Below are 26843 nucleotides of genomic sequence, written 5' to 3' on the forward strand. Positions count from 1 at the left end.
AAAAATAGCTTATTATTGATGTTTAGTAAATTATATGAGTTTCCCCATAATCATACAAGACGAAAACCTGACGGGTCAAATTATTTTAGGTGTCTTATTTGCTATATTATTTTATATGATATTGCATTTTTTGGTTCGAACCTTAGAAATGGGATATGTTCTACGTTACATGAAACCGTGGTATACACACTTTTATGTGTTTCGAAAAACCCTCAATAAAAACCAAAAACAAGTTTTAAAAACAAGTTTTCCTTTTTATAATAAATTAGATAAAAAACGTCAAGGCTATTTTGAACACCGTGTAGCTTGCTTTATAGACGATAAAAATTTCATTGGAAGAAATGGTTTCGTGATTACCGATCAAGTTGAGGTTTTAATTTCCGCAACAGCGGTTATGCTAACCTTTGGTTTTAGAGATTTTTATATTGGTATCATTTCAAAAATTATCATCTATCCAGAAGCTTACTATTCGAATATAAACAAAGCCTTTCATAAAGGAGAGTTTAATCCAAGATTAAATACACTGGTGTTGTGCTGGAAAGATTTTAAAAAGGGTATCGATATTGAAGATGATAACCTGAATTTAGGAATTCATGAATTTGCACACGCTATACATATTAACAGTATAAAAGAGCGGGATATAAGTTCTACCATTTTCAGTGATTCTTTTAAAGAACTTACAGAACTCCTGCAGAATGAGCCAGTTTTACGGGCTAATCTTATAGAATCTCATTATTTTAGAAAATATGCGTTTACCAATCAGTTTGAATTTTTGGCTGTTATTTTGGAGACATTTATTGAAACGCCTTCAGAATTTAAATCGAAATTCCCTGAAGTTTATAGTAAAACCAAGCAAATGCTCAATTTTAACTTTGCGGGGTATTAAAATTGCTCCGTTTTATATTTTATTATTAAATATATAATGTATTGAGCTCATTTACTTCCCTTTTTTGATTGAATATTGTATTATATTTGAAAGGGTTTAAAATATTTTTCAGACTTATAGAATTCATTTAAAAGTGTTTAACTATGAAAATTTTTCAATGCAGTGCTTGTGATTTTCCAGTGTTTTTTGAGAATACTTCGTGTGAAAGTTGTGATTCTGTTTTAGGGTACTTGGATTCAGAAAATGAAATGTTCGCTAGGAAACCAGAAGATTTGAACTGGGTAATAGACGGTGAAACATATACCAATTGTAAAAATGAACCTTTAGGTATTTGTAACTGGCTGGTTCCTATTACAAGTGAAACGGGGTTTTGTAAGTCATGCCATTTGAATAGAACAATTCCTGATGTTTCGATTCCGAAGCTTCATGAGCGTTTGCAAAATATGGAAATAGCAAAACACCGCCTTATTTATACCTTAGAGCGTTTGGGTTTGCCTGTAGTGAGTCAGTTTGAAAATGCTGAAAACGGTTTGTTTTTCGATTTTTTATCTAAAGGCGATAGAAATGTTGATGGGGATAAAGTCATGACAGGGCATGCGAATGGAGTTGTAACTATTCTTTTAGCAGAGGCTGATGATGTTAATAGGGAGCAAATGCGAGTGTCCTTAAACGAAAAATACCGTACTGTAATTGGACATTTTAGGCATGAAGTTGGACATTATTACTGGGATGTTATTTTTAGAAATAACGATACGTTTTTAGCGGATTTCAGAAAATTGTTCGGCGATGAAAGTGAAAGCTATGCTGACGCATTAAAGGCGCATTATGCCAACGGAGCCCCAAAAGATTGGAAATCACGGTTTATTAGTGAATATGCTTCTGCTCACCCTTGGGAAGATTGGGCTGAAACTTGGGCACATTACCTTCATATTTTAGACACTATGGAAACGGCCTTTTATTTTGGTTTAGAAGGTGATCCGAATCTAAGAAATTCACCACATATGCGGGTGGTTTCCCTTTATCCGTATAATGAAGATCTGTCATTTAAAACCATTTTAGAAGAAACGACACCACTATTTTATGCTGTAAATAGTATAAATAGATCTATGGGGATTACAGATGTGTATCCTTTTGTTATTTCAGATAAAGTGAAAGAGAAACTAGAATTTATTCACGAAATTTTACAACGTTTTAAAGCTGAAAGCAATCTATATTAATAGTTTTAGTCTGTGTTGTTTTCTTTCTCATTCATGTGAATAATATGTGCGAGATTTTTAACCAATCGGTCATGTTTCTTTACGAAAGGATTTGTTTCATCCCACACGTATCCTGCTAAAACAGCGCAAATTTGTTTTTTAATTTCTGGGTTTTCAGGTCTGTGGAAAAATAAAGTTTGTAAATTTCCAGTGTACCATTCCTTCACATAAGTGGCAAAAACGTTAACGCCTTTCATGATATAATCGCTGTATTCTACTTGCCAATCTACTGTTTGATTGTTTAGTGCTTTATCAATAAGTTTGGCTGCTTTTAAAGCTGATTCCGTTGCAAAAGTAACTCCAGACGAAAAAACAGGATCTAGGAATTCTGCACTGTTACCGGTTAATACATAACCTTTTCCGTATAATTGCGTTACAGATTTCGCATAGTTTTTAATACTTATAGGGTTGAATTTAAAATCAACACCTTCAAAGCGTTTGTGGTAATATTTGGAAAGTTTCAACATATTTTCCATATCGCCCTCATAAGATTCAATAAGCTCTGTTTTGCCTACAAAACCAATACTGGTGTCGCCGTTTGAAAAAGGAATCACCCAAAACCATGTATCGCGATCGAGAACGTCAAAAGTAATTAATGTGCCTTCCTCGCCTTCAGGTCTGTTAATATCTTTAACGTGGGTGAACATAGAAGAATGTTCAGGAATTGAAGACGGTTTATCTAAACCTAATAACCGTGGTAATACACGACCGTAACCACTAGAATCGATGATAAAATTTGCTTTTATGACGTATGATTGGCCATTTTCATCTTTTATATTTGTAAGTGAAATACCTTTATCGTCTATCTCGGTATTTATAACCTCATGTTCAAAGCTAAGATCTACACCTTGATTTTGAATTTCAGTAGCTAATAAATTATCAAAATCGGCACGAGGTACTTGCCAAGTCCAGTCCCAACCAGGTGTATGTTTTTTACTGAAATCAAAGTTGCAAACAATATCGTCTCTCAAAAATCGAGCACCTTTTTTTATTTCAAAACCATGATTTTCTAAAACATGCAAAAGACCTGCTTCTTCAAAGTGGTCCATGCATTTAGGAAGTAAACTTTCACCAATTACAAATCGCGGAAATTTATTTTTTTCTACCACTTTAACTTTTACACCTTTTTTATTAAGATAGGCGGCTGCAACGCACCCTGAAGGTCCAGCTCCAATAATTAAAACATCAACTTCTATTGGGTTTAATTTCATAGGAATAATTTTTTTTAGAAAAAATTGGTGAATCAAAATTACGAGAAATTTAGTAATAGAAGCCAACCAAATCCACATTAATTGAAATTGTACAAATTAAAATATTAGTAAAATTTAGGAGTCTGCAACTATTGCTTGTCTTGTATCGGTAAAGTTGGTTACTGTGAATAGGAAATGTGTTTCTTGTAGATGTGTATAAGGAAGTAAAGGGTTTGTGTCGTGGAAGTTATTTGGTAAAATGATTGTTGTTTTTTGACTGAAGTTAAGGGCGTTTAATAATTTGTTGTTATATTTACTATGCAATTTTATCTCTCCCTACTTAATTGATAGCGTTAAAACAATAAATATTCTTTAAAACATTAACGTTAAAACAATTCAATTATGAAAACAAAAGTATTTTTAGGTGTACTATTTTTATGTACTATTTTTAGTCATGCTCAGGAATTGGCGCTTGCAAGTGTAGATGACAAGGCTGGGTATATTAGTAAAACAGGAACTTGGGCTATTGACCCCACATTTAAAATGGCTAAGAGTTTTTCTGGTGATTTGGCCGAAGCTATGAATGATGATAAACAGTGGGGGTTTATTAACCGCTCGGGTGAATGGGTGATTGAACCACAATTTGATAAAACAAAAGCGTTTAACTCAGGATATGCGATAGTTAATAAAGACAAGGAATGGTTCTATATAAATGAAAAAGGAGAGAAGGCTTTATCTAGTGTGCAAACCGATAAATATTATGATTTCAGCGAAGGAATGGCGATTATTCGTAATGGTGATAATGTTGGTTTTGTTAACACGAATGGAGAAGTTGTTATTGCGCCAAAATTCAAGAAGGTGTTCGGTTTTGTAAATGGATACGCTAAAGTTTTAGAAAATGATAAATGGGGCTTGGTCGATAAAACAGGGGCGTATTTTGTGAAAACGGAATATGATGGTGTTAGTAATAATTACCATGGTAATGTAGTGGCTCAGAAAGGTGATGTTTATGGCTTAGTTATTAATGGCGCTTTTAAACCCGTTGACGGGGCGGAAAAAATTTGGGACTTTTCGGTACATGAAGATATGGCTTATGCCAAAAAGGACGGGAAAATGGGTTTTATAAACGGTCAAGGGGAGTGGGTTATTCAACCAGAATACGAGAAGGCAAGAGCTTTTGTTAATGGTTTGGCTCCCGTTTATGATGGTAAAAAATGGGGAGCTGTTAGTCCTTCAGGAGCCGTAATGGTACCCTTTGAATTTAAGGATTTAGAGATCTTTAGCGATGATGGATATGCGCCTGCAAAACCTAAAAAAGAATGGGGTTTTATTGATAAAACAGGAAAATTAGTGGTTGAAGATAAATATGATATTTCTGCTTTTGGGTTAAGCATGTTTGAGAAAAATGCTGTAAAAGGTTTTGTTGATGGCTTAGCTCGAGTGAAATTAAAAAAGAAATGGGCATATATCGATACTAGTGGTAATGTCCTGAATGATAAATGGTATGAACACCTAGAGCTGTTTAAGTAACTGATGTAAAAAGGGCTAAGGCTGTATGAGGTTATTTTCATGCAGCTTTTTCTTTTGGCAATACAGAATAATAGTTTTATTGATGACGGTATAGGTTGTAAGGATGTCAATTAAATTTAACGATGAAAACCATAGATGGAAAAATTGATGTATTTTTGCCAATCTCATTTGGATTTGATACCCTCAAATTATTAAAAAGTAATACTGAAATAGAAATGAATAAAGCGCTTATTGTTGAAAAAATAAACGACTTTCTTGTTGATGAGTTTGAAGTTGATGCAGACGCTATTACTCCAGAGGCTAACCTAAAAGAAACTTTAGATCTTGATAGTTTAGATTTTGTTGATCTGGTAGTGGCTATAGAGTCCAATTTTGGAGTAAAACTTAAAGGTGAAGACTTTATTAATGTTAACACTCTCGAAGATTTTTACAATCTTATTGAAAATAAATTAAGTTAATAGGCTCTATGTTAAAGGAGTGGCGAGGGAAGTCGAGAGGAACCGTTTTTGGTTATAAAATTTTCGTTTTTTGTATTAAAAAACTAGGGTTAAGGTCGGCTTATTTCGTTTTATATTTTGTTTCTTCTTATTTCTTCTTTTTTGCTTGGGGAAATACTCGCGCCAATTTTGATTACTTCAAGAAAAGACAAAAATTTTCCACATTAAAAAGTATTCTAAGTATTTTCAAAAGCTATTATGTTTTCGGACAAACAATTATAGATAAAATCGCTATTTCTTCTGGGTTAAGAGATAAATTCACTTATCATTTTGATGGTGGTGAACTCATCAACGAAACACTTAAAAATAAAAAAGGAGGCATTTTAATTAGTGCTCATGTTGGGAATTTTGAAATTGCCGAGCATTTTTTTGGTGAATTAGAAGAGAAGGCCGCTATTAATATTTTAACTACAGATGCAGAGCATTCCGATATAAAAATATATTTGGAATCTGTCACCAATAAACCCAACGTTAACTTGATTTTTATTCAAGAAGATTTGTCTCATATATTTGAGATTAATGCTGCGTTAGCAAGAAATGAACTGGTTTGTATTACTGGCGATCGTTATGTTCCTGGTTCAAAATATCTGTCTGAATTATTTTTTAACGAAGAAGCTGCGTTTCCGGCAGGTCCTTTTTTAATATCTTCACGACTTCGTGTTCCTGTTTTGTTTGTGTATGTTATGAAGGAAACACGAACACATTATCATCTATATACAAGAAAGGCTGAATTTGAACAAAGGGATGCCAAGGCACTATTAAAGGAGTATACCGAAAGTTTAAGATGGATATTGGGTAAATACCCTTTACAATGGTTTAACTATTTTCACTTTTGGAATACTCATAAAAAATAATTCTTTTGAAAAATATTTTAGTTATACATTATTCTCAGTCTGGGCAGCTTACTGAAATTTTACAAAATATTGTTGCACCTTTAAAACAGGATACCTCTATTCAAATAGATTTTCATGATATAAAAATGGTCGAGGATTTTCCTTTTCCTTGGACTAAAGAAAAATTTATGGGGGTTTTCCCTGAATCATTTCTTCAAGAGCCAGCTAAAATTTATCCTCCTTCAAACCATATTTTAGATAAAACCTACGATTTAATCATTTTTGGTTACCAAGTGTGGTATTTAACACCTTCCATCCCTGCAAATTCATTTTTGAAAAGCCCTGAAGCTAATAAGCTGTTTGCAAATACGCCAGTTATAACCGTGAGCGGTAGTCGGAATATGTGGATTATGGCGCAAGAAAAAATTAAAAAGGAACTAAAATCCTTGCAAGCAAATCTTGTTGGAAATATTGCTTTAGTAGATAGGCATATTAATCATGTTAGTGTGATTACTATCGTGCAATGGATGTTTTCTGGGAAAAAAGAAAGATTCTTGAAAATTTTTCCTAAACCAGGGGTGTCTCAAAAAGATATTGATGAAGCAACCAAGTTTGGTGACGTTATTTTAAGTCATTTAAAGCTTAATGATTACAGTACCTTACAGGAGGATTTACTGCGAAAAGATGCGGTAAAAATTAAACCGTTTTTAGTGGTAACCGATAAACGAGGTAACGCTATTTTCGATAAATGGGCTAAGTTTTTAAAGTCTAAAGGTGAAATAAATGATGATAAACGTAAGTTTTGGGTCAAGTTTTTCACGAAATATTTGTTAATTGCCATCTGGGTCATTGCTCCTATCGTTTTTATCTTATTTTTGCTCACCTATTTACCGTTCTATGGAAGAATTAAAAGGGAGAAAATGTATTATGAATCGGTAGCATTAAAGTAGAAGATTTAAAAAGTATGAAAGACGTTTACATTACAAGAATATCCAAGTTTTTACCAAATAAACCTGTTAGTAATGAGGAGATGGAAGCTAAGCTGGGGATGCTTAATGGTAAAGCTTCAAAAGGGAGACGTATTGTTTTACGTAACAATAAAATAACAACACGATATTACGCTATAGACGATCAAGGTAATATGACGCATAATAATGCGGAATTAACTAAAGAAGCAGTAGAAAATCTTTGTGATGCAGATTTTAAATTACAAGATATCGAGCTGTTATCTTGTGGGACTACCAGTCCTGATCAATTAATTCCTTCTCATGCAGCTATGGTTCATGGTGCGTTGAAAAACGGGAATTTAGAAATAAACTCACCTTCTGGCGCTTGTTGCTCGGGAATGAATGCCTTGAAATATGGGTTTTTATCTGTAAAGTCAGGACAGACGAATAATGCGGTATGTACGGGCTCAGAAAGGTCTTCATCATGGCTCATGTCAAATACCTATGAAGAGGAGATAAAACATTTACAAACTCTAGAGGATGATCCAATCCTAGCTTTTAATAAAGATTTTTTACGTTGGATGCTTTCCGATGGAGCTGGTGCTTTTTTATTGGAAAGTGAGCCAAAAGGAAAACAGCCCTTAAAAATGGAATGGATGGAAGGCTATTCATATGCTTTTGAAATGGATGCCTGCATGTATGCTGGAGGTGATAAGCAAGAAGATGGTTCTATAAAATCTTGGACTGAATATCCTTCTGCAGAATGGAGTACAAAATCCCTTTTTGCTGTAAAGCAAGACGTTAAATTACTAAGCGAAAATATTCTAGCGAAAGGCGTTGATAGTTTTAAAAAACTCCTAAAAAAACATGACTTAAAGCCTAGTGATGTTGATTATTATTTACCACATATTTCTTCATACTACTTTAAAGAAAGCTTATATAAAGAAATGGTTGATCAAGGTGTAGAAATTCCTTGGGACAACTGGTTTATGAATTTAGATAGAGTTGGAAATGTTGGTGCGGGGTCAATTTACTTGATGTTAGAGGAGTTAGTAAATTCGGGGAAACTTAAAAAAGGAGATAAAATTTTACTTTCTGTACCTGAAAGTGCTAGGTTTTCTTATGCATATGCCTTTTTAACTGTTTGTTAGATTATGAAGCAGCAGTTACCACTTAATCATATTGAGCACTTAATTCCGCAAAAAGCACCATTTATTATGGTAGATACTTTATTAGAGTTTTCTGCTGAAAATGTGGTCTCAAGTTTTTTAATTTCAAAGGATAATCTTTTTGTAAATAACAGCCAATTACTAGAACCTGGTTTAATTGAAAATATGGCACAATCTGTGGCCTTGCATACAGGGTATGACTATTTTTTGAAAGGTGAAGAAGCGCCTACAGGTTATATAGGAGCCATAAAAAAAGTAGAGGTATTCGGGCTTCCCATGTTAAACGACAGAATAATTACCAAGGTTAAAATTCTTCATGAGTTCATGGGGGTTACCATGGTAGAAGTGGCCGTCTTTAACAAAGTGAATGAAAGACTAGCTCAAGCTGAAATGAAAACTGTAATTGCAAGTGATGCGTAATATTCAATCACTTGATATAAAAAAATTTCTACCCCATAGGGCACCATTTTTAATGGTTGACTCGGTAATTTCTATTGATGATGAACATGTAGCGACTTCATTTAAAATTCGTCAAGATGATATATTTGTTGTCGATGGTGTTTTTAGTGAAGTGGGCCTGGTAGAAAATGCTGCGCAAACATGCTCTTCTATAGTAGGAAAAAGTTATTTTGATGAAGATGATGTTGAAGGAGAGGGGGCTAAACTTATCGGGTTTATCAGTGCGATAAAAAGTGTAAAGGTTAGTGCTTGTCCGAAAGTTGGAGAAACCATCCGATCTGATGCCAATTTAGTCTCGCGATTTGATGCAGACGATTACAGTATTTGTACGTTGTCGTGCACGGTTTCTACTTCAGATAAAGAATTACTATCTTGTGTTTTGAATTTATTTATTCAGAAAATCAATTAATATTTGGTTATGAAGAAACGCGATGTGCCTCAGGATAAAAGTAATTTGGAATCTACAAATTCCAAAGAGTTGTGCTATGCCGTTAATGAAGATGGCGAGTATACAACTGCGCACAGTTCGGGTTGGGCACCAAAAACAATTGCGTTAGATAATGCCATTGCCGATATTAACGAGCGTATTGAAAATGCTAAACAAAACGTATTAAACGAGAAATCTAGTCCGTTAGAATATTACATGGAGGTTCATAAAATGGACATCGGTATTTTAGCGAGCTATGCGGGTTTATGGACATGGCGGGTAAAACGTCATTTTAAACCAAAGGTTTTTAATAAGTTATCAAATAAAATACTTCAAAAATATGCTGATGTTTTTGAAATTACTATTGAAGAATTAAAAAATATAAAGCATGGAAATTAACTTTACACACCATCAATCTGCGCATTGTGAGAATGGTGTGGTATCTAACTTAATGAAGCATAATGGCTTTAATGTTAGTGAGCCCATGGTGTTTGGTATAGGTTCCGGACTGCTTTTTTGTTACATTCCTTTTTTAAAAGTAAACCATGCTCCCGCAATTACTTATAGGGCTATGCCAGGGGCTATTTTCAAGCGTTTTGCAAAACGTGTTGGGATAAAAATTAAACATGAAAAATTTAAGAGTCCCGAAAAAGCGAAGTTAAGATTAGATGAAAATTTAAAGAATAATAACCCTGTTGGATTGCAGGTAGGGGTGTATAATCTCGAATATTTTCCAGATGAATACCGTTTTCATTTTAACGCGCATAACTTGGTTGTTTACGGCAAACAAGAAGATAAATATCTTATTAGTGATCCTGTTATGGAATCGGTAACGACCTTAACCGGCAAACAACTTGAAAAAGTGAGGTTTGCCAAAGGTGCATTTGCTCCAAAAGGTCATATTTACTACCCAACGGGTTTTCCTGATAAGTTAGATTTGGAAGGTGCTATTGCAAAAGGGATTAAGCACACATGTAAAGATATGTTAGCACCCATTCCCATTGTTGGCGTTAATGGTATTAAAATGGTTGCTAAACTTATTCGTAAGTGGCCTAAAAAGAAAGGCGTGCGTAAAGCAAATCATTATTTGGGACAGATTGTAAGAATGCAAGAAGAAATTGGTACTGGTGGAGGTGGTTTTCGCTATATTTATGCCGCCTTTTTACAGGAGTCTAGTAAGATTCTTAAAAATGAAGAATTAGCTGAACTTTCTAAAGAAATGACTGTTATTGGAGATTTATGGCGTGATTTTGCACTTGATGCTTCGCGCATCTACAGAAATAGAAAAGCCAAAATTGATGCTTATAATGATGTGGCCACACAGTTAGAGGTTATTGCGGATAAGGAAAAGGTGTTTTTTAAAAAATTAAGGAAAGCCATTTAGTAACATGATAAATATTGAACAAATTTCTAAAAAATATAAATCTGCTGAATCTTATTCAGTCAAGGATTTAGATTTGTTCATTGCTGAAAAGGAGATTTTCGGACTTCTAGGACCGAACGGGGCAGGGAAAACAACTTTAATTTCTATGTTGTGTTCGCTTATAAAACCTACCTCAGGATCTTTCACTATAAATGGTCTAAACTATAAAAACAATAAAAATCAGTTAAAGCAACTTATAGGTATCGTGCCTCAAGAGTACGCTTTGTACCCAACACTTACCGCTTTTGAAAACTTAAAGTACTTCGGAAGCATGTATGGACTGAAGGGAAAAAATCTTGATGATAAAATTAACGATAAACTCGATCAATTGGGCTTGTTGAAGTTTGCTCATAAAAAAATAGAAACATTTTCAGGTGGCATGAAAAGGCGTATAAACTTAATTGCAAGTTTGCTACATAACCCGAATGTTTTGTTTTTAGATGAACCTACAGTGGGAGTCGATGTGCAATCAAAAAATGTGATAATTGATTTTCTTCAGAATTTAAATAAAGAAGGTGCAACGATAATTTATACATCGCACCATCTAAATGAAGCGGAATTATTTTGTACCAAGGTGGCGATTATTGATCAAGGTCAACTTATAGCAAATGGTAAACCGAAAGAACTTATTACGCTCCAGGAAGGTGCTCAAAACCTAGAAGATGTATTTCTAGGATTAACAGGTAAAGGATTAAGAGATAGTGCATAAACTTTGGGCGTCAACATATAAGGAGCTTTTGCTATTAAGTCGCGATATTGGTGGTGTGGCGATTTTGTTCGTGATGCCGTTGGTTTTAATTATTACGGTAACCCTCATTCAGGATAGTACTTTTAAAACGATATCAGACACCAATATTCCTATCTTATTAGTAAATAATGATAAAGGGGAAGTTTCAAAAACTATTGAAAACGGACTTGAAACCTCAAATGCTTTTGAAATTATTTCTGATAAAACAGAAGCGGAAGCTAAAGATTTGGTTTATAAAGGCACTTATCAATTAGCTATCGTGATTCCTGAAAATTTATCAGTAGATTTAGAGCGTAAAGTCAATCAGAATGTAAATGCTATTATAGCAAAATTTGGATTAGATGATACGCCAGAAGAAGACGTCATTGAAATTCCAAAAAAGGAAGTCAGACTTTACTTTGATCCTGCTACCCAACAATCTTTTAAATCTTCAGTAAAAAACGGCATTGATAAAATGGTTTCAAAAATAGAAACGGAATCTATTTATAAAGCCTTTCAAAAGCAAATAACAGACGACCCTTCAGAAGTTGTTTTTGAAACTGAAAACTTTATCACTTTTAAAGAAGTTGTAGCAAAAAACGGGGAAAAAGAACTGTTACCAAATTCAGTACAACACAATGTGCCAGCTTGGACACTATTCGCTATATTTTTCATCATTGTACCACTTTCAATAAATATTGTTAAAGAAAAAAGTCAAGGCACATTTGTAAGATTGCGTACCAATCCTGTTTCATACACGACTGTTTTAGCGGGTAAAACCATGGTTTATTTAGCTGTTTGTATCATTCAGTTTATTTTAATGCTTCTGGTAGGGATATTTGTTTTTCCAGAAATTGGTTTGCCTACATTAGATATTTCAGGCCGATTACCGTTACTCTTGCTAGTAACTGTTTTTACGGGATTAGCAGCAATTGGATTAGGATTACTTTTAGGGACTATCGCGACAACTCAAGAGCAATCAGCACCTTTCGGAGCCACATTAGTGGTGATACTTGCAGCACTTGGAGGGGTTTGGGTTCCTGTTTTTATCATGCCTAAAATAATGCAGGTTTTATCGAATATTTCGCCTATGAATTGGGGCTTAAATGCCTATCTTGATATCTTTTTAAGACATACCGGTGTGGTTGAAATTCTGCCTGAATTAGGTTTGTTATTTTTGTTCTTTATAGGAACCACGTCAATTGCCATAATTTATAATGAAAAGAAAAATGCCGTCTAAGTATAAGGAAATAGAACATACCAGTCAGGTGCGTGTGCGTTTTGTTGAAACAGACCCCCTAGGGATAGTTTGGCATGGTAACTACATTCAATATTTTGAAGATGGTAGAGAGTCCTTCGGAAGAAAACATGGCATCTCTTATTTAAATCAGAAAGATCATGGTTTTGCGACACCCATTGTAAAATCGAGTACCGATCATAAAAGACCACTTCGTTATGGCGATGTAGCAACTATAAAAACAATTTATGTAGATAATCCAGCCGCAAAAATGATTTTTAGATATGAAGTCTATAACCAAGATGAAGATTTGGTATGTACAGGAGAAACGGTTCAAGTTTTTGTTGACGATATAGGTAGGGGCGAATTATCTCTAAATATTCCAGAGTTTTTTCTGGAGTGGAAAAAACAAGTAGGACTAATATAAATTGAAGATTCATTAAGTATTGAGTACCGTTCACGTTTCATATAATAATATCGTATCTGCGCTAGGATTTTCAACCGATGAGGTTGTGAAAAACATTGCTGCTGGTCATTCAGGTTTAAAAATTGTTGATGATAAAAGGATTTTTCAAGAAAGTTTTTGTGGTGCTTTAATCGACACCGAAAAATTACAAACAGCTTTCAACAAGCTTTCACCCATATATCAATACACGCGTTTGGAGCAAATGATGATCACCTCGTTAAGTGATGTCATAAAAAATTCAGGAATTAAATTAAACGAACGTGTCGGACTTATCATTTCAAGTACAAAAGGTAATATTGATGCTTTAGGAAATGATAATTATTTTGATGAACATCGTGCGTACCTGAGTAAATTAGGAAATCAAATAAATACCTTTTTTAATTTTAAAAACGAAGCTATAGTAGTTTCTAATGCCTGTGTTTCTGGTATTTTGGCAGTTTCAATTGCGAAACGCTATATCGATCATGGCGTTTATGATCATGTGTTTATTGCTAGCGGCGATGTAGTGAGTAGATTTACCTTATCTGGATTTCATTCTTTTCAAGCCTTAAGTAAAGCGCCTTGTAAACCATATGATGCCAATAGAATAGGAATAAACATAGGGGAAGTCGCAGCTTCGGCATTAGTAACAAACAGTGAACAGCATCTTTCTGAAGATTCAGTTATCGTTTTGGGAGAAGGTACAAGCAATGACGCCAATCATATTTCTGGACCTTCAAGAACAGGGGAGGGCTTGTATAGAAGTATGCAATCTGCGTTTAAAGAAGCAAAAATTTCAGCAAACGAAATCGATTATGTTTCGGCACATGGTACCGCCACTTTATTTAATGATGAAATGGAAGCGATTGCTTTTAACCGCATGGGTTTAAGTAAGGTGCCACTTAATAGTTTAAAAGGTTATTTCGGACATACTCTAGGGGCTTCAGGGCTTGTAGAAACTATAGTAGGGATGCAATCGTTAAAAAATCAAACCGTATTTAAATCGGCTGGTTTCGAAACTTCAGGGGTGACACAACCGCTAAACGTTATTGAAAAGACAGAAGAAAAAAAATTACAAATATTTTTAAAAACAGCCTCAGGTTTTGGAGGTTGTAACACAGCAGTAATATTCAAAAAATCTAAATAAAACATGTCAAATCAAAGTATTAAGGCTATAGACGCTATTCAGGAAGCTCAAAAAATCGCTTTTGCACCATTTGTTTTTCAAGCTGTTGTAGCCTTGAGAAAACTAGGCGTATTTCAACTCATATTTGATCGTAGAAGAAAGGGAGGGATAACACTTGAGGCGCTTTCAAAAGAATTAGGAATTAGTGCTTACGGCATTGGTGTGTTATTAGAAATTTCAGAATCATCTCAAATTGTTAATCAGAGTGAAACGGGGCATTTTGAATTAACCACAACAGGTTACTTTTTAGCTTTTAACGAAACCGTAAATGTGAATATTAATTTCACGAATGAGGTTTGTTACAAAGGACTTTTTCATTTAGATGAATCGATTAAAAGTGGAAAACCAGAAGGTTTAAAAGAGCTTGGAGAATGGAATACCATTTATGAAGGTTTATCGCAATTAAATCCGTTACAACAGAAATCTTGGTTTGAATTCGATCATCATTATTCAGATGATATTTTTAGCGATGCGGTTAAGTTTGTATTTGAAAAAGATAGAAAAAACATCTTTGATATTGGAGCAAACACAGGGAAATTCACCATTAAGTGTTGTCAAAACAATGACGATGTTCATATGACTATGATTGATCTTCCAGGTCAATTAAATAAAGCATTAAAAAATGTAAAAGATGCTGGTTTTGAAAACCGTGTGACCGGTCATGAAATCGATTGGTTGTCTGAAAACCCACAAATTCCTACAGGAGCAGATACCATTTGGATGAGTCAGTTTTTAGATTGTTTTTCTAAAGAAGAAATCTACAAAGTTTTGAAAACATGTGTAGATGCCATGAATGATGATGCCGAATTAATTATTGTTGAAACTTTTACAGACAGACAGAAATTCGATAACGCGAAGTTTATTTTAGAAGCTACTTCTATTTACTTTACGGTGTTAGCCAACGGAAACTCTAAAATGTATAAAGCCACAGAATTTATGGAAATTGCAGATCAAGCTGGTTTAGCGCTTCAAGAAGATATTGCATTTGGAGAATACCATACCATGTTTACATTCAATAAAAAGTAAGATGTTAGAATCGTATAAAATAAAATCATATTGTCATATTGAGGATAGTCAGTTGTTACTCAATGGACAGGTTTTATATGCGGATCAATCAAAAGCATTTACCGAATTTATAAAGGCAGCCTATAAATCTGAAAACACCAAGTATTCGAAGTTTTTTAAGATGGATAGCTTGAGTAAATTAGCCTTTTTAGCTGCAGATGTTTTATTGAAAAATCAAAATTATACAGATGAAGAACAAGATATTGCTATTGTTTTTTCTAATAATTCTTCAAGTTTAAATACAGATAGAAAACATCAAAGTACGATTGAAGATAAGTCAAATTATTTCCCCAGTCCTGCGGTATTTGTTTATACTTTACCCAACATTTGCATTGGGGAGATTAGTATAAAATATAAATTGAATTCCGAAAATAGTTTCTTTATCTTTGACAGGTTTAATGCCAATCATTTAAAGACTTATTCCGATATTTTACTATCGAAAAACAAGGCTAAGGAAGTGCTTTGTGGCTGGGTAGATTTTGAAGATGAGAAAGATTATAAAGCTTTTTTATATTTGGTTTCTTCGGAAGGAGACCTAGACAATAACGAACAAGAAATTAACAAATTATACAATATTTAATATGGATGCTTTAAAGCAAGAATTAAAAGAATTTATCATAGAACAATTGAACTTAGAGGATATAGAAGTTAAAGACATTGCTAATGACGATGCGCTTTTTGGAGACGGATTAGGTTTAGATTCTATCGATGCCCTAGAACTTATTGTGATGTTAGATAAAAATTACGGAATTAAACTTACCGACCCAAAACAAGGTCGTGCCATTTTTGAATCTATAGATACTATGGCTGCTTATATTACAGCAAACAGAACAAACTAAGAACCTTTAGTTGTTCTAATTTTACAGTATATTTATGAGTAAAGGCGTTGCTATAACGGGAATGGGAATCATCTCTGCCATTGGAAACAATGTCGAGGAAAACTATCAGTCTTTAATTGAAAGCAGAAAGGGTATTTCTAGAATTTCTAAAATAAAGACCAATCATGTTAATGATATCATGGTTGGAGAAATTGCTTTTACAAATGAAGAAATTGCCGCCCAGTTAGGTTTAAAGTCAGATAATAGTTTTACAAGAACAGCTTTGTTGGGGTGCTTGGCCGCAAAAGAAGCGGTTGAAAACGCTGGTATTGATAATGTTGACGATTACAAAACAGGGTTAATCTCCTCAACCAGTGTTGGTGGTATGGATATGACCGAACGGTACTACTATGAATCTTTTGAAAATAAAGCTGTTCAGAAGTATATTGAAAGTCATCATGCGGGTGATTCAACACAGAAAATAGCCGAAGAATTAGGTATCAATAAAAGTTTTGTAACAACAATAAGTACAGCTTGTTCTTCCGCAGCCAATGCGATTATGCTAGGAGCTCGATTGATAAAATCGGGAGAACTCGATCGTGTTATTGTTGGTGGTGCAGATTGCTTGTCGAAGTTTACAATCAATGGTTTTAAAACCCTTATGATTTTATCGGATACCTATAACACACCTTTTGATGAAAACCGTAAAGGACTTAACCTCGGCGAGGCTGCAGCGTATTTAGTTTTAGAATCTGATGCCCTTGTTCAAAAAGAAAATAAAACAGTACTGGCTTACGTTAAGGGCTATGGTAATGCGAATGATGCCTACCATCAAACCGCATCATCAGAAAATGGTGATGGGGCTACTTTAGCGATGAAAAAAGCCTTGAAAGTTGCCAATTATAATGCAGCGGATATTGATTATATTAATGCACATGGTACAGCCACTGGGAACAACGATTTATCTGAAGGTCGCGCGATAATACGTGTTTTTGAAGATACTGTTCCCGATTTTAGTTCTACGAAAGCATACACCGGACATACTTTGGCAGCAGCAGGAGCGATTGAAGCCGTGTACTCGATTTTAGCGCTACAGCACAATGTTGTTTATCCAAATTTGAATTTTAAAACTCAAATGAAGGCGTTTGAAATAACACCAGAACTTCAATTAAAGAAAAAACCAATTCAAGCAGTGATGTCAAATTCGTTTGGATTTGGAGGAAATTGTTCCACGGTTATTTTTTCAAAAGAACCCTAAAATAAAAGATATTGAAAAAGGTTTACATAAATAGTATTGCTTCTGTCTCGGCTCAAAAAACATTTGATAACGCTGAGTTTTTAAATGATTTTATTGATCATGAAGGCATAGAAATACCTGTTGTTAATCCTAATTATAAAGATTTCATTCCGCCAGCGGCAGCACGACGCATGGCAAAGGGTATAAAAATGAGTATTGTCGCTTCAAAAATTGCACTTCAGGAAGCTGAGCTTGAAGCTGTTGATGCGATTATTACGGGTACGGGCATGGGCTGTCTTCGTGATTCAGAAAAATTCTTAAGTACACTAATAGACAATGACGAGCAATATTTAACACCTACATCCTTTATTCAATCAACACATAATACAGTTGGCGGGCAAGTTGCACTAGAATTACAATGCAAAGGTTACAATTTTACCTATGTACACAGCAGTAATTCTTTTGAATCAGCCCTCGTAGATGCTAAAATGCAACTAGCAGCCAATGAAGAAAACACTATTTTAGTAGGAGGTGTTGATGAAATTGGAGAGCACACCTTTAAGCTTCAAGAATTAGTAGGCCATGTTAAGGTCAAGCCGGTAAAGGTTTCAGAATTATTAAATTCAAAAACTTCAGGTGCTGTTTATGGAGAAGGCGCTAATTTTTTTGTGCTTTCAAATGAGAAACAAGAAAGTTCTTATGCTCAATTAATGGCTGTAAAAATGTATAATACCCTGCCTAAAGAAGCGCTTTCAGAAACAATTAAAGCATTTCTAAGTGCTAATGAATTACAGGTTGAAGATATCGACTTGCTTGTTTTGGGTTGCAATGGTGATATAGAATTTGATGACTATTATGATATTCTAGGTGAAGGAGGATTTAATGAAACACAACAAGCTTATTACAAACACATTTCTGGAGAATTTAATACCGCTTCATCATTCGGGTTCTGGTTGGCTTCAAAAGTATTAAAGCTTCAAACCCTTCCTGATCTTGTTAAATTAAATGATATTAAGTCGTCCGATTTTAAAACAGTTCTACTATACAATCAATATCGTGGTGAGAACCATAGTTTCACCTTATTAAAACAATGCTAAATTTTAAAAAGGTCAATATAATAGCAAGCTTCTTATGTCTAGGTTTGTTTATATTATTCCTTTTTTACGATTTTTCATTGATCTTCTTTTATATAGGGTTGTTTATTTGGTTTTTACTTACGGCGGCTGGTTCAGCATTTATTGGTTGGAACTATCATGTACAGTCGTTAAATTCAAATTATAAAACAACCCACAACCAAATTGCGATTACTTTTGATGATGGCCCTAACCCTGAATTTACCCCGCAAGTTTTACAGCTTTTAAAAACTTATAATGTTAAAGCCACTTTTTTTTGTATTGGAAAACAAGTAGAGTCGCACCCAGATCTTTTTGATGAAATTATAGAAAATGATCATGTTGTGGGGAATCACACATATTCGCATAGTAATTATTTTGGTTTTTTCGGCGCAAAAAAGGTTGAACTGGAATTGGAACGTACATCTAAAATAATTGAAAAACAGTCTGGGTTAAAACCACTGCTTTACCGTCCAGCATTTGGAGTAACCAACCCCAATATAAAGCGTGCTCTAAATAGAACAGGCTTGCAGTCTATTGGCTGGAGTAAGCGCTCATTGGACACTACAGGCTTAGATGAAAATGCTGTTTTAAAAAGAATAACAACTAATTTAAAGGCTGGTGATGTTATTTTGCTGCATGATAGCAGTCAAAAAACAATTATTGTTTTGGAACAGTTATTGTTATTTTTACAGGAACAAAACCTAACTTCTGTCACTGTTGACACCTTATTTGATATTAAAGCCTATGCGTAATCTTATATTTATTTTATTTTTTGTTGCTTTTTCAATGCAAGGTCAAACCAAAATGACTGCTAAAGAAGCTTCCGATTTAAAATTAAAAGTGAAAACCTTAGCTAAGGACGTTCAGAGTATTTCTAGTGATTTTACTCAATATAAGCATTTAGATTTTTTAGATAATGACATTAAATCTACAGGGAAATTGGCTTTTAAAGCTCCAGATTTGGTTAAATGGGAGTATGTTACACCTTTTAAATATGCCATTATATTTAAAGAAAATAAGATTTATATTAATGATGAAGGAAATAAAAGCGATATTGATATTGGTCGTAATAAGTTATTCAAGCAATTGAATAGCCTCATCATCAGTAGCGTTAAAGGCGATATGTTTGATGATGAAAAATTTACAATAGATTATTTCAAAAGCGACAATGGTAGTCTCGTACATTTTAGTCCGAAGGATGAAAAATTAGCGAAATACATAAAAACATTTCATATTGTATTTAATGAAACTGCCGATGTGGTGGAAGTTAAAATGATTGAATCTTCAGATGATTACACCAAAATAGTTTTCAATAATAAAGTTTTAAACCAGCCTATAGATGAAGCGGTTTTTAATAATTAGTATATGTTTCCTTTTTGTAGCTTGTGTCTCTTACCCAAAGAAGCATAATTTTGAAGAGATAGAAACGCAAAGCATACTACAAAACCCATATTTTTCAGATGCTAACAAAGACTATGTTTATAAGGCAACTATAACGGTTTATGATAAGGTCTTTGGCGGAATATTTATCGTAAAAAAAATAGAAACAGATCATCATCGCGTGGTGTTCACTACCGAAATGGGAAATAAAATATTAGATTTTTCCTTTAATAAGAATGATTTTCAAATCAATTACATTTTAGAAGCACTCAATAAAAAACTACTCATTAATCTGCTTAAGAAAGATTTTGAAGTTTTAATTACTGAGCATTTGAATGTTCGCACTTCATTTAGTAACCATACGGAAACCGTAAACCAGACGTTAATAGATAAAGATGATTATTTTTATTTTGGTGATTTGATAATTAACAAAATAGTAAGAGCAAATCACGGAAAGGAGAAAGTCGTGTTTACATTTTCAGAAATTAATGATAATATTGCACAACAAATTCAAATTCAACATCTAAACATAAAGTTTAAAATGTTGCTTAAATCTATAAACTAAACCTATTGAAATTATGAAAAAATGGTTGTTAACTATATTTTGCTTTGGAATGATCACCTTGGCATATGCACAAAGAAAAAGCTCTTTTGGGTTTAGAAGTGGGGTGAATTTTTCTGAAATATCAAGAACTCAGTTAGAAACGAAAACAGGATTTTACTTAAGCTTTTTAGGACATTTTAAGTTCACAGAATTTTATGCTCTTCAACCAGAAATAGGTTATTCGCTTCAAGGCGGTCAATCTGAAACAGTTTCAGAAGCGAATGTTGATATTCATTACATTACCGTAACAGTTGCAAATAAGTTTTTTATAAAGGATTCAGGTTTTCATTTTATTATTGCACCTGGTTTTGATTTTGATGCCGATGATACCTTGATAGGACTGTATAATAACAAGGACGGAAACGATGTTTCATTTATTGATTTAACTGTATCCTTAGGTGTTGGTTATGAGTTTAATAACGGTTTAGGCATCGAGGCGAGATATAAACAAGGTACTATTGATGTTTTTTCAGGGACTTTTAATAGTTTTGAGTCGGAACAACTTAGCGAGGAAACACAATTGAATTCTACTTTTCAACTGGGGTTATTTTATAAATTCAATTTTTAAATTTATGCAATTAAAGGATTTTTATACGGTTAATGATTTATCAGTAAATGACGCTGCAACAACGGCTAAAATCACTATAAATAAAGAGCATGCTATTTTTAAAGGACATTTCCCTGGTAATCCTGTAACTCCAGGGGTTTGTATGATGCAAATCATTAAAGAGCTTACCGAGCAAGTTGTTGGAAAGAAGTTGTTTATGCAGAGCTCTAGTAATATAAAATTTATGGCGATTATTAATCCTGAAAAAACGCCAAATTTGGAAATACAATTGGATATCTCTGAAACAGAAACAGGGTATAAGGTTAAAAATACGACGCGTTTTGAGGATACAGTGGCATTAAAATTGTCTAGTAATTTTATAGAAAAACAATAGTTATGAAGTATTTATTGATATTGACTTTATTATTAATTACACAGTCTGTTGATTTAGAAGTTATCAGAAGTGACTATAAATATGCGGCTCAAGATTCGAGTAAAATAGAAGCACTTTATCAAGATTTAGAGAGTGTAACTAAAACCGATAGAGCAGAGCTAGTAGCGTACAAAGGCGCTGCGGTTGCGCTTATGGCAAAAGAGGCCAATAGCATAAAAGGGAAAAAGGACGGCTTTCTTGAAGGTACTGGCTTGGTTGAATATGCCGTAGAAAGGGAGTCGAATAATATTGAAGTACGCTTTGTGCGACTTAGTATTCAGCAGAATATCCCTAAATTTTTAAGGTATTATTCTGATATTGAAAACGACAAAGCATTTATTCTTGATAACTATAGCAGTATTAATAGTGCTTCTTTAAAAAGTCATATTGCCGATTATATTTCTCATTCCAAAGATTTTACCGAGGAAGAAAAAGCACGTGTTGCAGGTTTCTAATAAGTGCTCTAACCCTTAAATTACTTCAAAAACTTAGTAATTTCTTTATTTATAGATTCTGATTGGTCAATACTTAGAAAGTGGCCTGCATCTTCTATAACAGCTGTTTTGTCTTTAAATAATAATTGATTGGCCTTTGCTAAGCTTTCTTCAGAATTGATAACGTCTTCATCACCTATTAAAACAAGCACCGGAATGGTAATGGCTTTTAATTGCTCATCTGAAAAAGGTTTCATTTGAAGCATGCTACTATTCGTTTTTGCATATTTATTAGCTAAATAGAATTGCTTTTTGTAAATCGAATTAATTTTTTCGGGGTGTGATGAAAAGGTTTCTAAGGTTTTTTTAAACTTTTTCTCACTCGGAAACAGTTTTAAAAACAAGGCGTTTGATGTTTTTCTTAAATCATCTATATATTCAAATGTTTGGGCCGGGCTCAGTAAAACCATCTTGTTAATAGCTTGATTTTCTTGAGCGGCCAATAGGGTTGCTATCCAGCCTCCGCGTGAGGCCGCAACTAAATCAAAGTCTTTTAATTGGTAGTGATCAAAAATACTGTTGTACCAAATGATGATTTCTTCAGAAGTTAACGCGTCTTTAGTTAAAGTTGATTTTCCTGGCTCCATTAAAAAATCAATAGCATACACACGATGGCTTTCAGATAATGCTTTTATGTTAGGATACCACATCGTGGAGCTCGCATCCATACCGTGTAAAAGTACCATTTGTTTTCCGCCCTTCGGTCCAGAAATAATAACATGGGCTGTGCCGTATGCTGTTTCTATAGTGTCTTCGGTATATGGTACTTGCCAAAGCGTGAGTGCTTTGTTATAAGCTCTGAGATAGGTTTGTTTTTCTTTTTTATTCTGAAAAACATAATCATTAAATCCTGTTTCCTTAGAGGAAGCACATCCAAGACATAAAAATAAAATGATAAATTTTGAAATTAGCTTTGTCATTATTTTGAAAATCAAGCGGTAAATATCCATGTTGTAACTCGGGATATGAGTTATCTAATATAGCTAAAAAAATGTATGCTAAATTTAATTTGATTAACTGTATCGCGTTTCTGAATGGCATAAAAAAACCTCGATAAGTCTTAAATAAACTTTACGAGGTTTGATATTTTAATTAAAGTTATGCCTTTTCTTAAGAATTAGCAATCGCTTTTAAGTCTTTAATGGTTTCTAGCTGCGTATTACTTTTAAACACATAGCTTCCAGCAACCAAAACATCGGCACCAGCGTCTGTTAATTGCTTGGCGTTTTTATCGGTTACACCACCGTCTATTTCAATAAGTGTATTAGCACCTCTTGTCACAATTAGTTCTTTAAGTTGTTGCACTTTTTTATAAGTATTCTCAATAAAACTTTGTCCGCCAAAACCAGGATTCACACTCATGATACAAACAAGGTCAATATCGTTAATCACATCTTCTAAAACATTGATGTTTGTATGTGGATTTAGGGCAACACCAGCTTTCATACCTTCAGCTTTTATGGCTTGAAGAGTTCTGTGTAAATGCGTACAAGCTTCGTAATGTACCGTTAAAATATCACTTCCTAATTCGGCAAAAGTTTTAATATATCTATCTGGATCAACAATCATTAAATGCACATCGATTGTTTTTTTAGCATGCTTAGAAATAGCTTGTAAAACAGGCATTCCAAAAGAAATGTTTGGTACAAAAACACCATCCATAATATCAATATGAAACCAATCAGCCTCACTTTGATTAACCATTTCTATATCACGTTGAAGGTTAGCGAAATCTGCAGCTAACACCGATGGAGCAATTAATTTTGAACTCATTGAGATTGTATATTATAATTTTTGCAAAAATAAAGGTTTTGATTGAGGCAGGGGATTAGTTTTCAATAAAATTTTCAACCATCCCGATAACTTCGTTAGCTAGTTTATTATGCCCTAGTTTTAGCCATTCCAGGTATTCGTAAAGATTATCTAAATCTGACTTTTCATCAATAACGGTAAAGCCAAAATTGTAATCTTCAAAAATTCGTCCTTCAATGTTAGTGTTAATAACTTTAAATAGGTTGGTGTGCCGAGGGTCTGAGCTTATTTTTTTATAGACTTGATCTACGACTTTATCAGGGCCTTCTAAAACTTGAAGGAAATTAAAATTCTTATAAATAAGAACGCCTGTGATATTGTTTTTTTTATTGTTGGCTTTTGCTTTTAAGTAGATTTCATCTTGAACGTTATATTCAAGGTTTCTGGTAGCATCACTAATATAACAAATGGTTTTAAGCATGATTTATCATTGGGGGATGATCGGATTAATAGTAGGTATAAAAGTATTGAAATAATCCAATCTAAAAAAGGTGATTCAGTTAATAATTTGAATGCACATATGTGAAAAAATGAACCCTCGGTAATCAGCCGAGGGTTCTTTCATCAATCAAAAAACGAACAGTTATGAGTAACTGTTTGTTATTGTAATTTGGTCGTAATGTAAATGAATTACTAACCTAAATAAGTCTTTAAAATTTTACTTCTAGACGTATGCTTTAATCTTCTAATGGCTTTTTCCTTAATTTGTCTTACACGCTCACGTGTTAGATCGAAAGTTTCACCAATTTCTTCTAGAGTCATTGGGTGCTGATTTCCTAAGCCAAAGTATAAACGAATAACATCTGCTTCACGAGGTGTTAGTGTTTCTAAAGCACGCTCGATTTCAGTACGTAAAGATTCGTGTAATAATTCTTTATCTGGGTTTGGAGATTCACCACTGTTTAGTACATCGTATAAGTTTGAATCTTCACCTTCAACTAAAGGCGCATCCATACTTACGTGACGACCAGAATTTTTCATAGACTCTTTAACATCGTTAATCGTCATGTCTAATTCTTTTGCAATTTCTTCAGCAGAAGGTGGACGCTCATGACTTTGCTCTAAAAAGGCAAAAGTTTTATTGATCTTATTAATAGATCCAATTTTGTTTAATGGTAAACGTACAATACGTGATTGTTCAGCTAAAGCTTGAAGAATTGATTGACGAATCCACCATACCGCATACGATATAAATTTAAAACCACGGGTTTCATCAAAACGTTGTGCCGCTTTAATTAAACCTAGATTACCTTCATTAATTAAATCGGGTAATGTTAAACCTTGGTTTTGGTATTGTTTTGCCACAGATACAACGAAACGTAAATTTGCTTTGGTTAACTTTTCTAAAGCAATTTGATCGCCGGCTTTAATACGTTGTGCTAATTCTACTTCTTCATCGGCAGTAATTAAATCTACTTTACCAATTTCTTGTAAATATTTATCTAACGAAGCGGTTTCTCTATTGGTTACCTGCTTCGTAATTTTTAGCTGTCTCATTTAATGTTCTCCTGTAATTTTAATTGTGAATAATAGGGGCATTCAATAGTTATACGTATATAAAAAAGATAATGTTACAAAAAAGATCATCTTTTTTGTAACATTATTATCAATAGCCTTTATGTTCAATGTGATTACAAGAAAAAAGTGCTTATTTTTTAACCGCAAGTTCACGGGTTAACCAACCACTTCTACTTGCTGTAGCAATAGCGTAAGGGGTAATCCAGAATAATGCGAAGGTATATAAAATACTATAGCTATATGCCCAAAAAGATTCGGAAACATCATAACGTTTAGCATAAAACAACATTGAAAATGTTGATAGAATTAATGTACTTACCAATGTTGAACTTATAAAAAGTAGAGGATGTGTAATCACAAAAAATAACATGAAAATTAAGAACGGGTAGGTCATAATAATTTCCGACGACTGACTTAAAAATAAAAGTCGTGTTCCAAGTTTTGAGTCTTTTTTGAAATTTGTGAATACGTATTTAGACATTTCAATGTTTTCACGAACGTTACTACGTCCCCATCTGATAAACATTTTGTAAAGGCCTTGATATTTTTCTGGAACGTTCGTGTAGGCATACGCATTTCTTTGAAACAACACATGTTTACCTTGTTTTAAAATCATGTTAGTCATAGCACGATCTTCTCCTATATCTGATGGTTTTCCCATAAAGGTTTGGTTAATCCATTCTGGTAAACAAGCAAAAACAGCTGTTCTTCTATATGCGGCAAGAGCTCCTGGTGTACAAAGTACTGAGTTTAGTGTGCTTTCTGCAGATCTAACAAATTCAAAACTTAGTACAAAACTAACATCAAGCATTTTTGGCAATAAAGCCTTTTTATTGTTAAGCACTCTAATATTTCCGGCTACAGCTCCACATTGTTCATTTTTCACAAACGGACTTACTAAAAGTCTTACAGTATCAGGATTAACAATCGAATCACTATCAACAGTAACAAAAATTTCACCAGTACCCTGGTTAAAACCACGGTATAATGCATGACGCTTTCCTTTATTCTTTGGTTGTTTTAGTATTTCTAATCGGTTACCTAGTTGGTCTTTTGCTTTAAGCATCCATTGCCATGTATCATCTTTACTACCATCATCAATAGCTAATAATTGTAGTTTTTCTTCAGGGAAATCACTTTCAGCCAAACTGATTAGTGTATCCCAAACTTGCTTTCCTTCATTATATGCAGGGACAATAATGGTAACAGTTGGTAATTCTTCATCTGAAACCGATTCAACTGGTTTATAACAGAAATATTTATATAAAGTATATATGAAAAAACTAGCTTTAAAAACGAGTAATCCTGTACAGAAAATTAAGAAAATAGATCCCAATGTAGAACTTGATTGTGCTAAGTTAAATTCGTAAAAATCATTTTGCAGTAAATAGAAAAGATAAACGGCATTTGCCATTAATAAAAACGTACTCACTAAAACTAGAAAGCCCCAAGTGCGGCCTGTTTTGTTTGTTAATAGGTTTTTTATGGATTCAATCGTTTTATTGACAGGAGGTGTGGTTGTTACTTCGTTGATCTCGTTTTGTGCTGAAGTTAATTTTGTTCTATTTCCCATGGTTTGATGTTTGTGTTTGTTGGATGTACGTGTAG

The 26843-nt window shown here is 33.7% G+C and carries 32 protein-coding genes; 26 read left to right on the forward strand and 6 right to left on the reverse strand.

From position 1 onward, the window contains the following. Positions 1–34 precede the first annotated feature (34 nt). Entirely contained in the window at positions 35–886 is an 852-nt protein-coding gene (locus tag Q4566_RS00080) for a zinc-dependent peptidase (RefSeq protein WP_303417007.1), read from the forward strand. 143 nt (positions 887–1029) lie between these two features. Beyond that, a complete protein-coding gene (locus Q4566_RS00085) occupies positions 1030–2103 on the forward strand; it encodes a putative zinc-binding metallopeptidase (protein WP_303417009.1) in 1074 nt (357 codons plus the stop codon). Positions 2104–2108: 5 nt separating this feature from the next. Here Q4566_RS00085 and Q4566_RS00090 read toward each other — a convergent pair whose 3' ends face one another. Continuing rightward, complete coding sequence (locus Q4566_RS00090) at positions 2109–3353, reverse strand: NAD(P)/FAD-dependent oxidoreductase (RefSeq protein ID WP_303417012.1); 1245 nt, start codon at positions 3351–3353, stop codon at positions 2109–2111. A 381-nt stretch (positions 3354–3734) separates the two neighbouring features. Here Q4566_RS00090 and Q4566_RS00095 point away from each other — a divergent pair, with 381 nt between their 5' ends. From Q4566_RS00095 to Q4566_RS00210, 24 genes are all read left to right on the forward strand, one after another. Next, positions 3735–4862, forward strand: a complete 1128-nt coding sequence (locus Q4566_RS00095; RefSeq protein ID WP_303417015.1) for a WG repeat-containing protein — start codon at positions 3735–3737, stop codon at positions 4860–4862. Positions 4863–5077: 215 nt separating this feature from the next. Beyond that, positions 5078–5320, forward strand: coding sequence for an acyl carrier protein (locus Q4566_RS00100; RefSeq protein ID WP_303418105.1), 243 nt, complete (start codon positions 5078–5080; stop codon positions 5318–5320). 8 nt (positions 5321–5328) lie between these two features. Beyond that, positions 5329–6213: a lipid A biosynthesis acyltransferase gene (locus tag Q4566_RS00105; RefSeq protein ID WP_303417018.1), complete on the forward strand. Its 885-nt coding sequence runs from the start codon at positions 5329–5331 to the stop codon at positions 6211–6213. 5 nt (positions 6214–6218) lie between these two features. Continuing rightward, positions 6219–7142: a dialkylrecorsinol condensing enzyme DarA gene (locus Q4566_RS00110; RefSeq protein WP_303417021.1), complete on the forward strand. Its 924-nt coding sequence runs from the start codon at positions 6219–6221 to the stop codon at positions 7140–7142. A 14-nt stretch (positions 7143–7156) separates the two neighbouring features. Further along, complete coding sequence (locus tag Q4566_RS00115; RefSeq protein ID WP_303417024.1) at positions 7157–8290, forward strand: beta-ketoacyl-ACP synthase III; 1134 nt, start codon at positions 7157–7159, stop codon at positions 8288–8290. 3 nt (positions 8291–8293) lie between these two features. Further along, positions 8294–8728 (forward strand): hypothetical protein, encoded by a 435-nt coding sequence (locus Q4566_RS00120; RefSeq protein WP_303417027.1) that lies wholly within the window; start codon positions 8294–8296, stop codon positions 8726–8728. Then, positions 8721–9176 (forward strand): ABC transporter permease, encoded by a 456-nt coding sequence (locus Q4566_RS00125; RefSeq protein ID WP_303417030.1) that lies wholly within the window; start codon positions 8721–8723, stop codon positions 9174–9176. The genes Q4566_RS00120 and Q4566_RS00125 overlap by 8 nt, the downstream gene beginning before the upstream one ends. Positions 9177–9185: 9 nt before the next feature. Beyond that, entirely contained in the window at positions 9186–9593 is a 408-nt protein-coding gene (locus Q4566_RS00130; RefSeq protein ID WP_303417033.1) for a hypothetical protein, read from the forward strand. Continuing rightward, positions 9583–10578 (forward strand): BtrH N-terminal domain-containing protein, encoded by a 996-nt coding sequence (locus tag Q4566_RS00135; RefSeq protein ID WP_303417036.1) that lies wholly within the window; start codon positions 9583–9585, stop codon positions 10576–10578. The genes Q4566_RS00130 and Q4566_RS00135 overlap by 11 nt, the downstream gene beginning before the upstream one ends. Positions 10579–10582: 4 nt before the next feature. Then, positions 10583–11326, forward strand: coding sequence for an ABC transporter ATP-binding protein (locus tag Q4566_RS00140; protein ID WP_303417038.1), 744 nt, complete (start codon positions 10583–10585; stop codon positions 11324–11326). Continuing rightward, positions 11319–12584: an ABC transporter permease gene (locus Q4566_RS00145; protein WP_303417041.1), complete on the forward strand. Its 1266-nt coding sequence runs from the start codon at positions 11319–11321 to the stop codon at positions 12582–12584. Before Q4566_RS00140 ends, Q4566_RS00145 begins: the two co-directional genes overlap by 8 nt. Further along, a complete protein-coding gene (locus Q4566_RS00150) occupies positions 12562–13008 on the forward strand; it encodes a thioesterase family protein (protein ID WP_303417044.1) in 447 nt (148 codons plus the stop codon). Before Q4566_RS00145 ends, Q4566_RS00150 begins: the two co-directional genes overlap by 23 nt. Before the next feature lie 19 nt (positions 13009–13027). Further along, complete coding sequence (locus Q4566_RS00155) at positions 13028–14173, forward strand: beta-ketoacyl synthase (RefSeq protein ID WP_303417047.1); 1146 nt, start codon at positions 13028–13030, stop codon at positions 14171–14173. Between the two features lie 3 nt (positions 14174–14176). Next, complete coding sequence (locus tag Q4566_RS00160; protein ID WP_303417050.1) at positions 14177–15238, forward strand: class I SAM-dependent methyltransferase; 1062 nt, start codon at positions 14177–14179, stop codon at positions 15236–15238. Position 15239: 1 nt separating this feature from the next. Next, on the forward strand, positions 15240–15857 hold the full coding sequence (locus tag Q4566_RS00165) for a 3-oxoacyl-ACP synthase (RefSeq protein WP_303417052.1): 618 nt from the start codon (positions 15240–15242) through the stop codon (positions 15855–15857). A gap of 1 nt (position 15858) precedes the next feature. Beyond that, entirely contained in the window at positions 15859–16116 is a 258-nt protein-coding gene (locus Q4566_RS00170) for a phosphopantetheine-binding protein (RefSeq protein ID WP_303417054.1), read from the forward strand. Positions 16117–16150: 34 nt separating this feature from the next. Beyond that, positions 16151–17353 (forward strand): beta-ketoacyl synthase, encoded by a 1203-nt coding sequence (locus tag Q4566_RS00175; protein ID WP_303417056.1) that lies wholly within the window; start codon positions 16151–16153, stop codon positions 17351–17353. A gap of 11 nt (positions 17354–17364) precedes the next feature. Continuing rightward, positions 17365–18429 (forward strand): beta-ketoacyl synthase chain length factor, encoded by a 1065-nt coding sequence (locus tag Q4566_RS00180; RefSeq protein WP_303417059.1) that lies wholly within the window; start codon positions 17365–17367, stop codon positions 18427–18429. Continuing rightward, entirely contained in the window at positions 18423–19199 is a 777-nt protein-coding gene (locus Q4566_RS00185) for a polysaccharide deacetylase family protein (RefSeq protein WP_303417061.1), read from the forward strand. The genes Q4566_RS00180 and Q4566_RS00185 overlap by 7 nt, the downstream gene beginning before the upstream one ends. Further along, positions 19192–19809, forward strand: a complete 618-nt coding sequence (locus Q4566_RS00190) for an outer membrane lipoprotein carrier protein LolA (protein ID WP_303417064.1) — start codon at positions 19192–19194, stop codon at positions 19807–19809. The genes Q4566_RS00185 and Q4566_RS00190 overlap by 8 nt, the downstream gene beginning before the upstream one ends. After that, positions 19787–20392 carry a hypothetical protein gene (locus tag Q4566_RS00195; RefSeq protein ID WP_303417066.1) on the forward strand — a complete coding sequence of 202 codons (606 nt, stop codon included), beginning with the start codon at positions 19787–19789 and terminating at the stop codon, positions 20390–20392. Before Q4566_RS00190 ends, Q4566_RS00195 begins: the two co-directional genes overlap by 23 nt. A gap of 13 nt (positions 20393–20405) precedes the next feature. Then, entirely contained in the window at positions 20406–20999 is a 594-nt protein-coding gene (locus Q4566_RS00200; RefSeq protein WP_303417069.1) for an outer membrane beta-barrel protein, read from the forward strand. 4 nt (positions 21000–21003) lie between these two features. Next, a complete protein-coding gene (locus Q4566_RS00205) occupies positions 21004–21372 on the forward strand; it encodes a 3-hydroxyacyl-ACP dehydratase (protein WP_303417072.1) in 369 nt (122 codons plus the stop codon). A gap of 2 nt (positions 21373–21374) precedes the next feature. Continuing rightward, positions 21375–21866: a hypothetical protein gene (locus Q4566_RS00210; protein WP_303417074.1), complete on the forward strand. Its 492-nt coding sequence runs from the start codon at positions 21375–21377 to the stop codon at positions 21864–21866. Between the two features lie 20 nt (positions 21867–21886). Here the strand turns inward: Q4566_RS00210 and Q4566_RS00215 are convergent, their stop codons facing one another. The 5 genes from Q4566_RS00215 to Q4566_RS00235 all read right to left on the reverse strand — a co-directional run bounded on the left by Q4566_RS00215 (position 21887) and on the right by Q4566_RS00235 (position 26808). Further along, on the reverse strand, positions 21887–22825 hold the full coding sequence (locus Q4566_RS00215; RefSeq protein WP_303417077.1) for an alpha/beta fold hydrolase: 939 nt from the start codon (positions 22823–22825) through the stop codon (positions 21887–21889). 190 nt (positions 22826–23015) lie between these two features. Further along, positions 23016–23678: a ribulose-phosphate 3-epimerase gene (gene rpe / locus Q4566_RS00220; protein ID WP_303417079.1), complete on the reverse strand. Its 663-nt coding sequence runs from the start codon at positions 23676–23678 to the stop codon at positions 23016–23018. 55 nt (positions 23679–23733) lie between these two features. Further along, positions 23734–24138, reverse strand: coding sequence for a BLUF domain-containing protein (locus tag Q4566_RS00225; RefSeq protein WP_303417081.1), 405 nt, complete (start codon positions 24136–24138; stop codon positions 23734–23736). A gap of 212 nt (positions 24139–24350) precedes the next feature. Then, the gene (locus Q4566_RS00230) at positions 24351–25214 is read right to left on the reverse strand and encodes an RNA polymerase sigma factor RpoD/SigA (RefSeq protein ID WP_019387909.1); all 864 of its coding nucleotides are present in this window, start codon (positions 25212–25214) and stop codon (positions 24351–24353) included. A 151-nt stretch (positions 25215–25365) separates the two neighbouring features. Further along, a complete protein-coding gene (locus Q4566_RS00235) occupies positions 25366–26808 on the reverse strand; it encodes a glycosyltransferase family 2 protein (protein ID WP_303417083.1) in 1443 nt (480 codons plus the stop codon). Between the last annotated feature and the right edge of the window lie 35 nt (positions 26809–26843).

It is taken from the genome of Tamlana sp. 2_MG-2023 (assembly GCF_030548465.1).
GTDB lineage: Bacteria > Bacteroidota > Bacteroidia > Flavobacteriales > Flavobacteriaceae > Pseudotamlana.

What these genes read in the sequence shown, in the direction of transcription:
- Q4566_RS00235 (WP_303417083.1), bottom strand. Translation starts at nt 26,808, where the DNA reads ATGGGAAATAGAACAAAATTAACTTCAGCACAAAACGAGATCAACGAA.
- Q4566_RS00090 (WP_303417012.1), bottom strand. Translation starts at nt 3,353, where the DNA reads ATGAAATTAAACCCAATAGAAGTTGATGTTTTAATTATTGGAGCTGGA.
- Q4566_RS00135 (WP_303417036.1), top strand. Translation starts at nt 9,583, where the DNA reads ATGGAAATTAACTTTACACACCATCAATCTGCGCATTGTGAGAATGGT.
- Q4566_RS00160 (WP_303417050.1), top strand. Translation starts at nt 14,177, where the DNA reads ATGTCAAATCAAAGTATTAAGGCTATAGACGCTATTCAGGAAGCTCAA.
- Q4566_RS00185 (WP_303417061.1), top strand. Translation starts at nt 18,423, where the DNA reads ATGCTAAATTTTAAAAAGGTCAATATAATAGCAAGCTTCTTATGTCTA.
- Q4566_RS00170 (WP_303417054.1), top strand. Translation starts at nt 15,859, where the DNA reads ATGGATGCTTTAAAGCAAGAATTAAAAGAATTTATCATAGAACAATTG.
- Q4566_RS00095 (WP_303417015.1), top strand. Translation starts at nt 3,735, where the DNA reads ATGAAAACAAAAGTATTTTTAGGTGTACTATTTTTATGTACTATTTTT.
- Q4566_RS00115 (WP_303417024.1), top strand. Translation starts at nt 7,157, where the DNA reads ATGAAAGACGTTTACATTACAAGAATATCCAAGTTTTTACCAAATAAA.
- Q4566_RS00125 (WP_303417030.1), top strand. Translation starts at nt 8,721, where the DNA reads ATGCGTAATATTCAATCACTTGATATAAAAAAATTTCTACCCCATAGG.
- Q4566_RS00080 (WP_303417007.1), top strand. Translation starts at nt 35, where the DNA reads ATGAGTTTCCCCATAATCATACAAGACGAAAACCTGACGGGTCAAATT.
- Q4566_RS00215 (WP_303417077.1), bottom strand. Translation starts at nt 22,825, where the DNA reads ATGACAAAGCTAATTTCAAAATTTATCATTTTATTTTTATGTCTTGGA.
- Q4566_RS00150 (WP_303417044.1), top strand. Translation starts at nt 12,562, where the DNA reads ATGAAAAGAAAAATGCCGTCTAAGTATAAGGAAATAGAACATACCAGT.
- Q4566_RS00175 (WP_303417056.1), top strand. Translation starts at nt 16,151, where the DNA reads ATGAGTAAAGGCGTTGCTATAACGGGAATGGGAATCATCTCTGCCATT.
- Q4566_RS00140 (WP_303417038.1), top strand. Translation starts at nt 10,583, where the DNA reads ATGATAAATATTGAACAAATTTCTAAAAAATATAAATCTGCTGAATCT.
- Q4566_RS00205 (WP_303417072.1), top strand. Translation starts at nt 21,004, where the DNA reads ATGCAATTAAAGGATTTTTATACGGTTAATGATTTATCAGTAAATGAC.
- Q4566_RS00225 (WP_303417081.1), bottom strand. Translation starts at nt 24,138, where the DNA reads ATGCTTAAAACCATTTGTTATATTAGTGATGCTACCAGAAACCTTGAA.
- Q4566_RS00130 (WP_303417033.1), top strand. Translation starts at nt 9,186, where the DNA reads ATGAAGAAACGCGATGTGCCTCAGGATAAAAGTAATTTGGAATCTACA.
- Q4566_RS00100 (WP_303418105.1), top strand. Translation starts at nt 5,078, where the DNA reads ATGAATAAAGCGCTTATTGTTGAAAAAATAAACGACTTTCTTGTTGAT.
- Q4566_RS00195 (WP_303417066.1), top strand. Translation starts at nt 19,787, where the DNA reads ATGAAGCGGTTTTTAATAATTAGTATATGTTTCCTTTTTGTAGCTTGT.
- Q4566_RS00210 (WP_303417074.1), top strand. Translation starts at nt 21,375, where the DNA reads ATGAAGTATTTATTGATATTGACTTTATTATTAATTACACAGTCTGTT.
- Q4566_RS00120 (WP_303417027.1), top strand. Translation starts at nt 8,294, where the DNA reads ATGAAGCAGCAGTTACCACTTAATCATATTGAGCACTTAATTCCGCAA.
- Q4566_RS00085 (WP_303417009.1), top strand. Translation starts at nt 1,030, where the DNA reads ATGAAAATTTTTCAATGCAGTGCTTGTGATTTTCCAGTGTTTTTTGAG.
- Q4566_RS00190 (WP_303417064.1), top strand. Translation starts at nt 19,192, where the DNA reads ATGCGTAATCTTATATTTATTTTATTTTTTGTTGCTTTTTCAATGCAA.
- Q4566_RS00105 (WP_303417018.1), top strand. Translation starts at nt 5,329, where the DNA reads ATGTTAAAGGAGTGGCGAGGGAAGTCGAGAGGAACCGTTTTTGGTTAT.
- rpe (WP_303417079.1), bottom strand. Translation starts at nt 23,678, where the DNA reads ATGAGTTCAAAATTAATTGCTCCATCGGTGTTAGCTGCAGATTTCGCT.
- Q4566_RS00165 (WP_303417052.1), top strand. Translation starts at nt 15,240, where the DNA reads ATGTTAGAATCGTATAAAATAAAATCATATTGTCATATTGAGGATAGT.
- Q4566_RS00230 (WP_019387909.1), bottom strand. Translation starts at nt 25,214, where the DNA reads ATGAGACAGCTAAAAATTACGAAGCAGGTAACCAATAGAGAAACCGCT.
- Q4566_RS00200 (WP_303417069.1), top strand. Translation starts at nt 20,406, where the DNA reads ATGAAAAAATGGTTGTTAACTATATTTTGCTTTGGAATGATCACCTTG.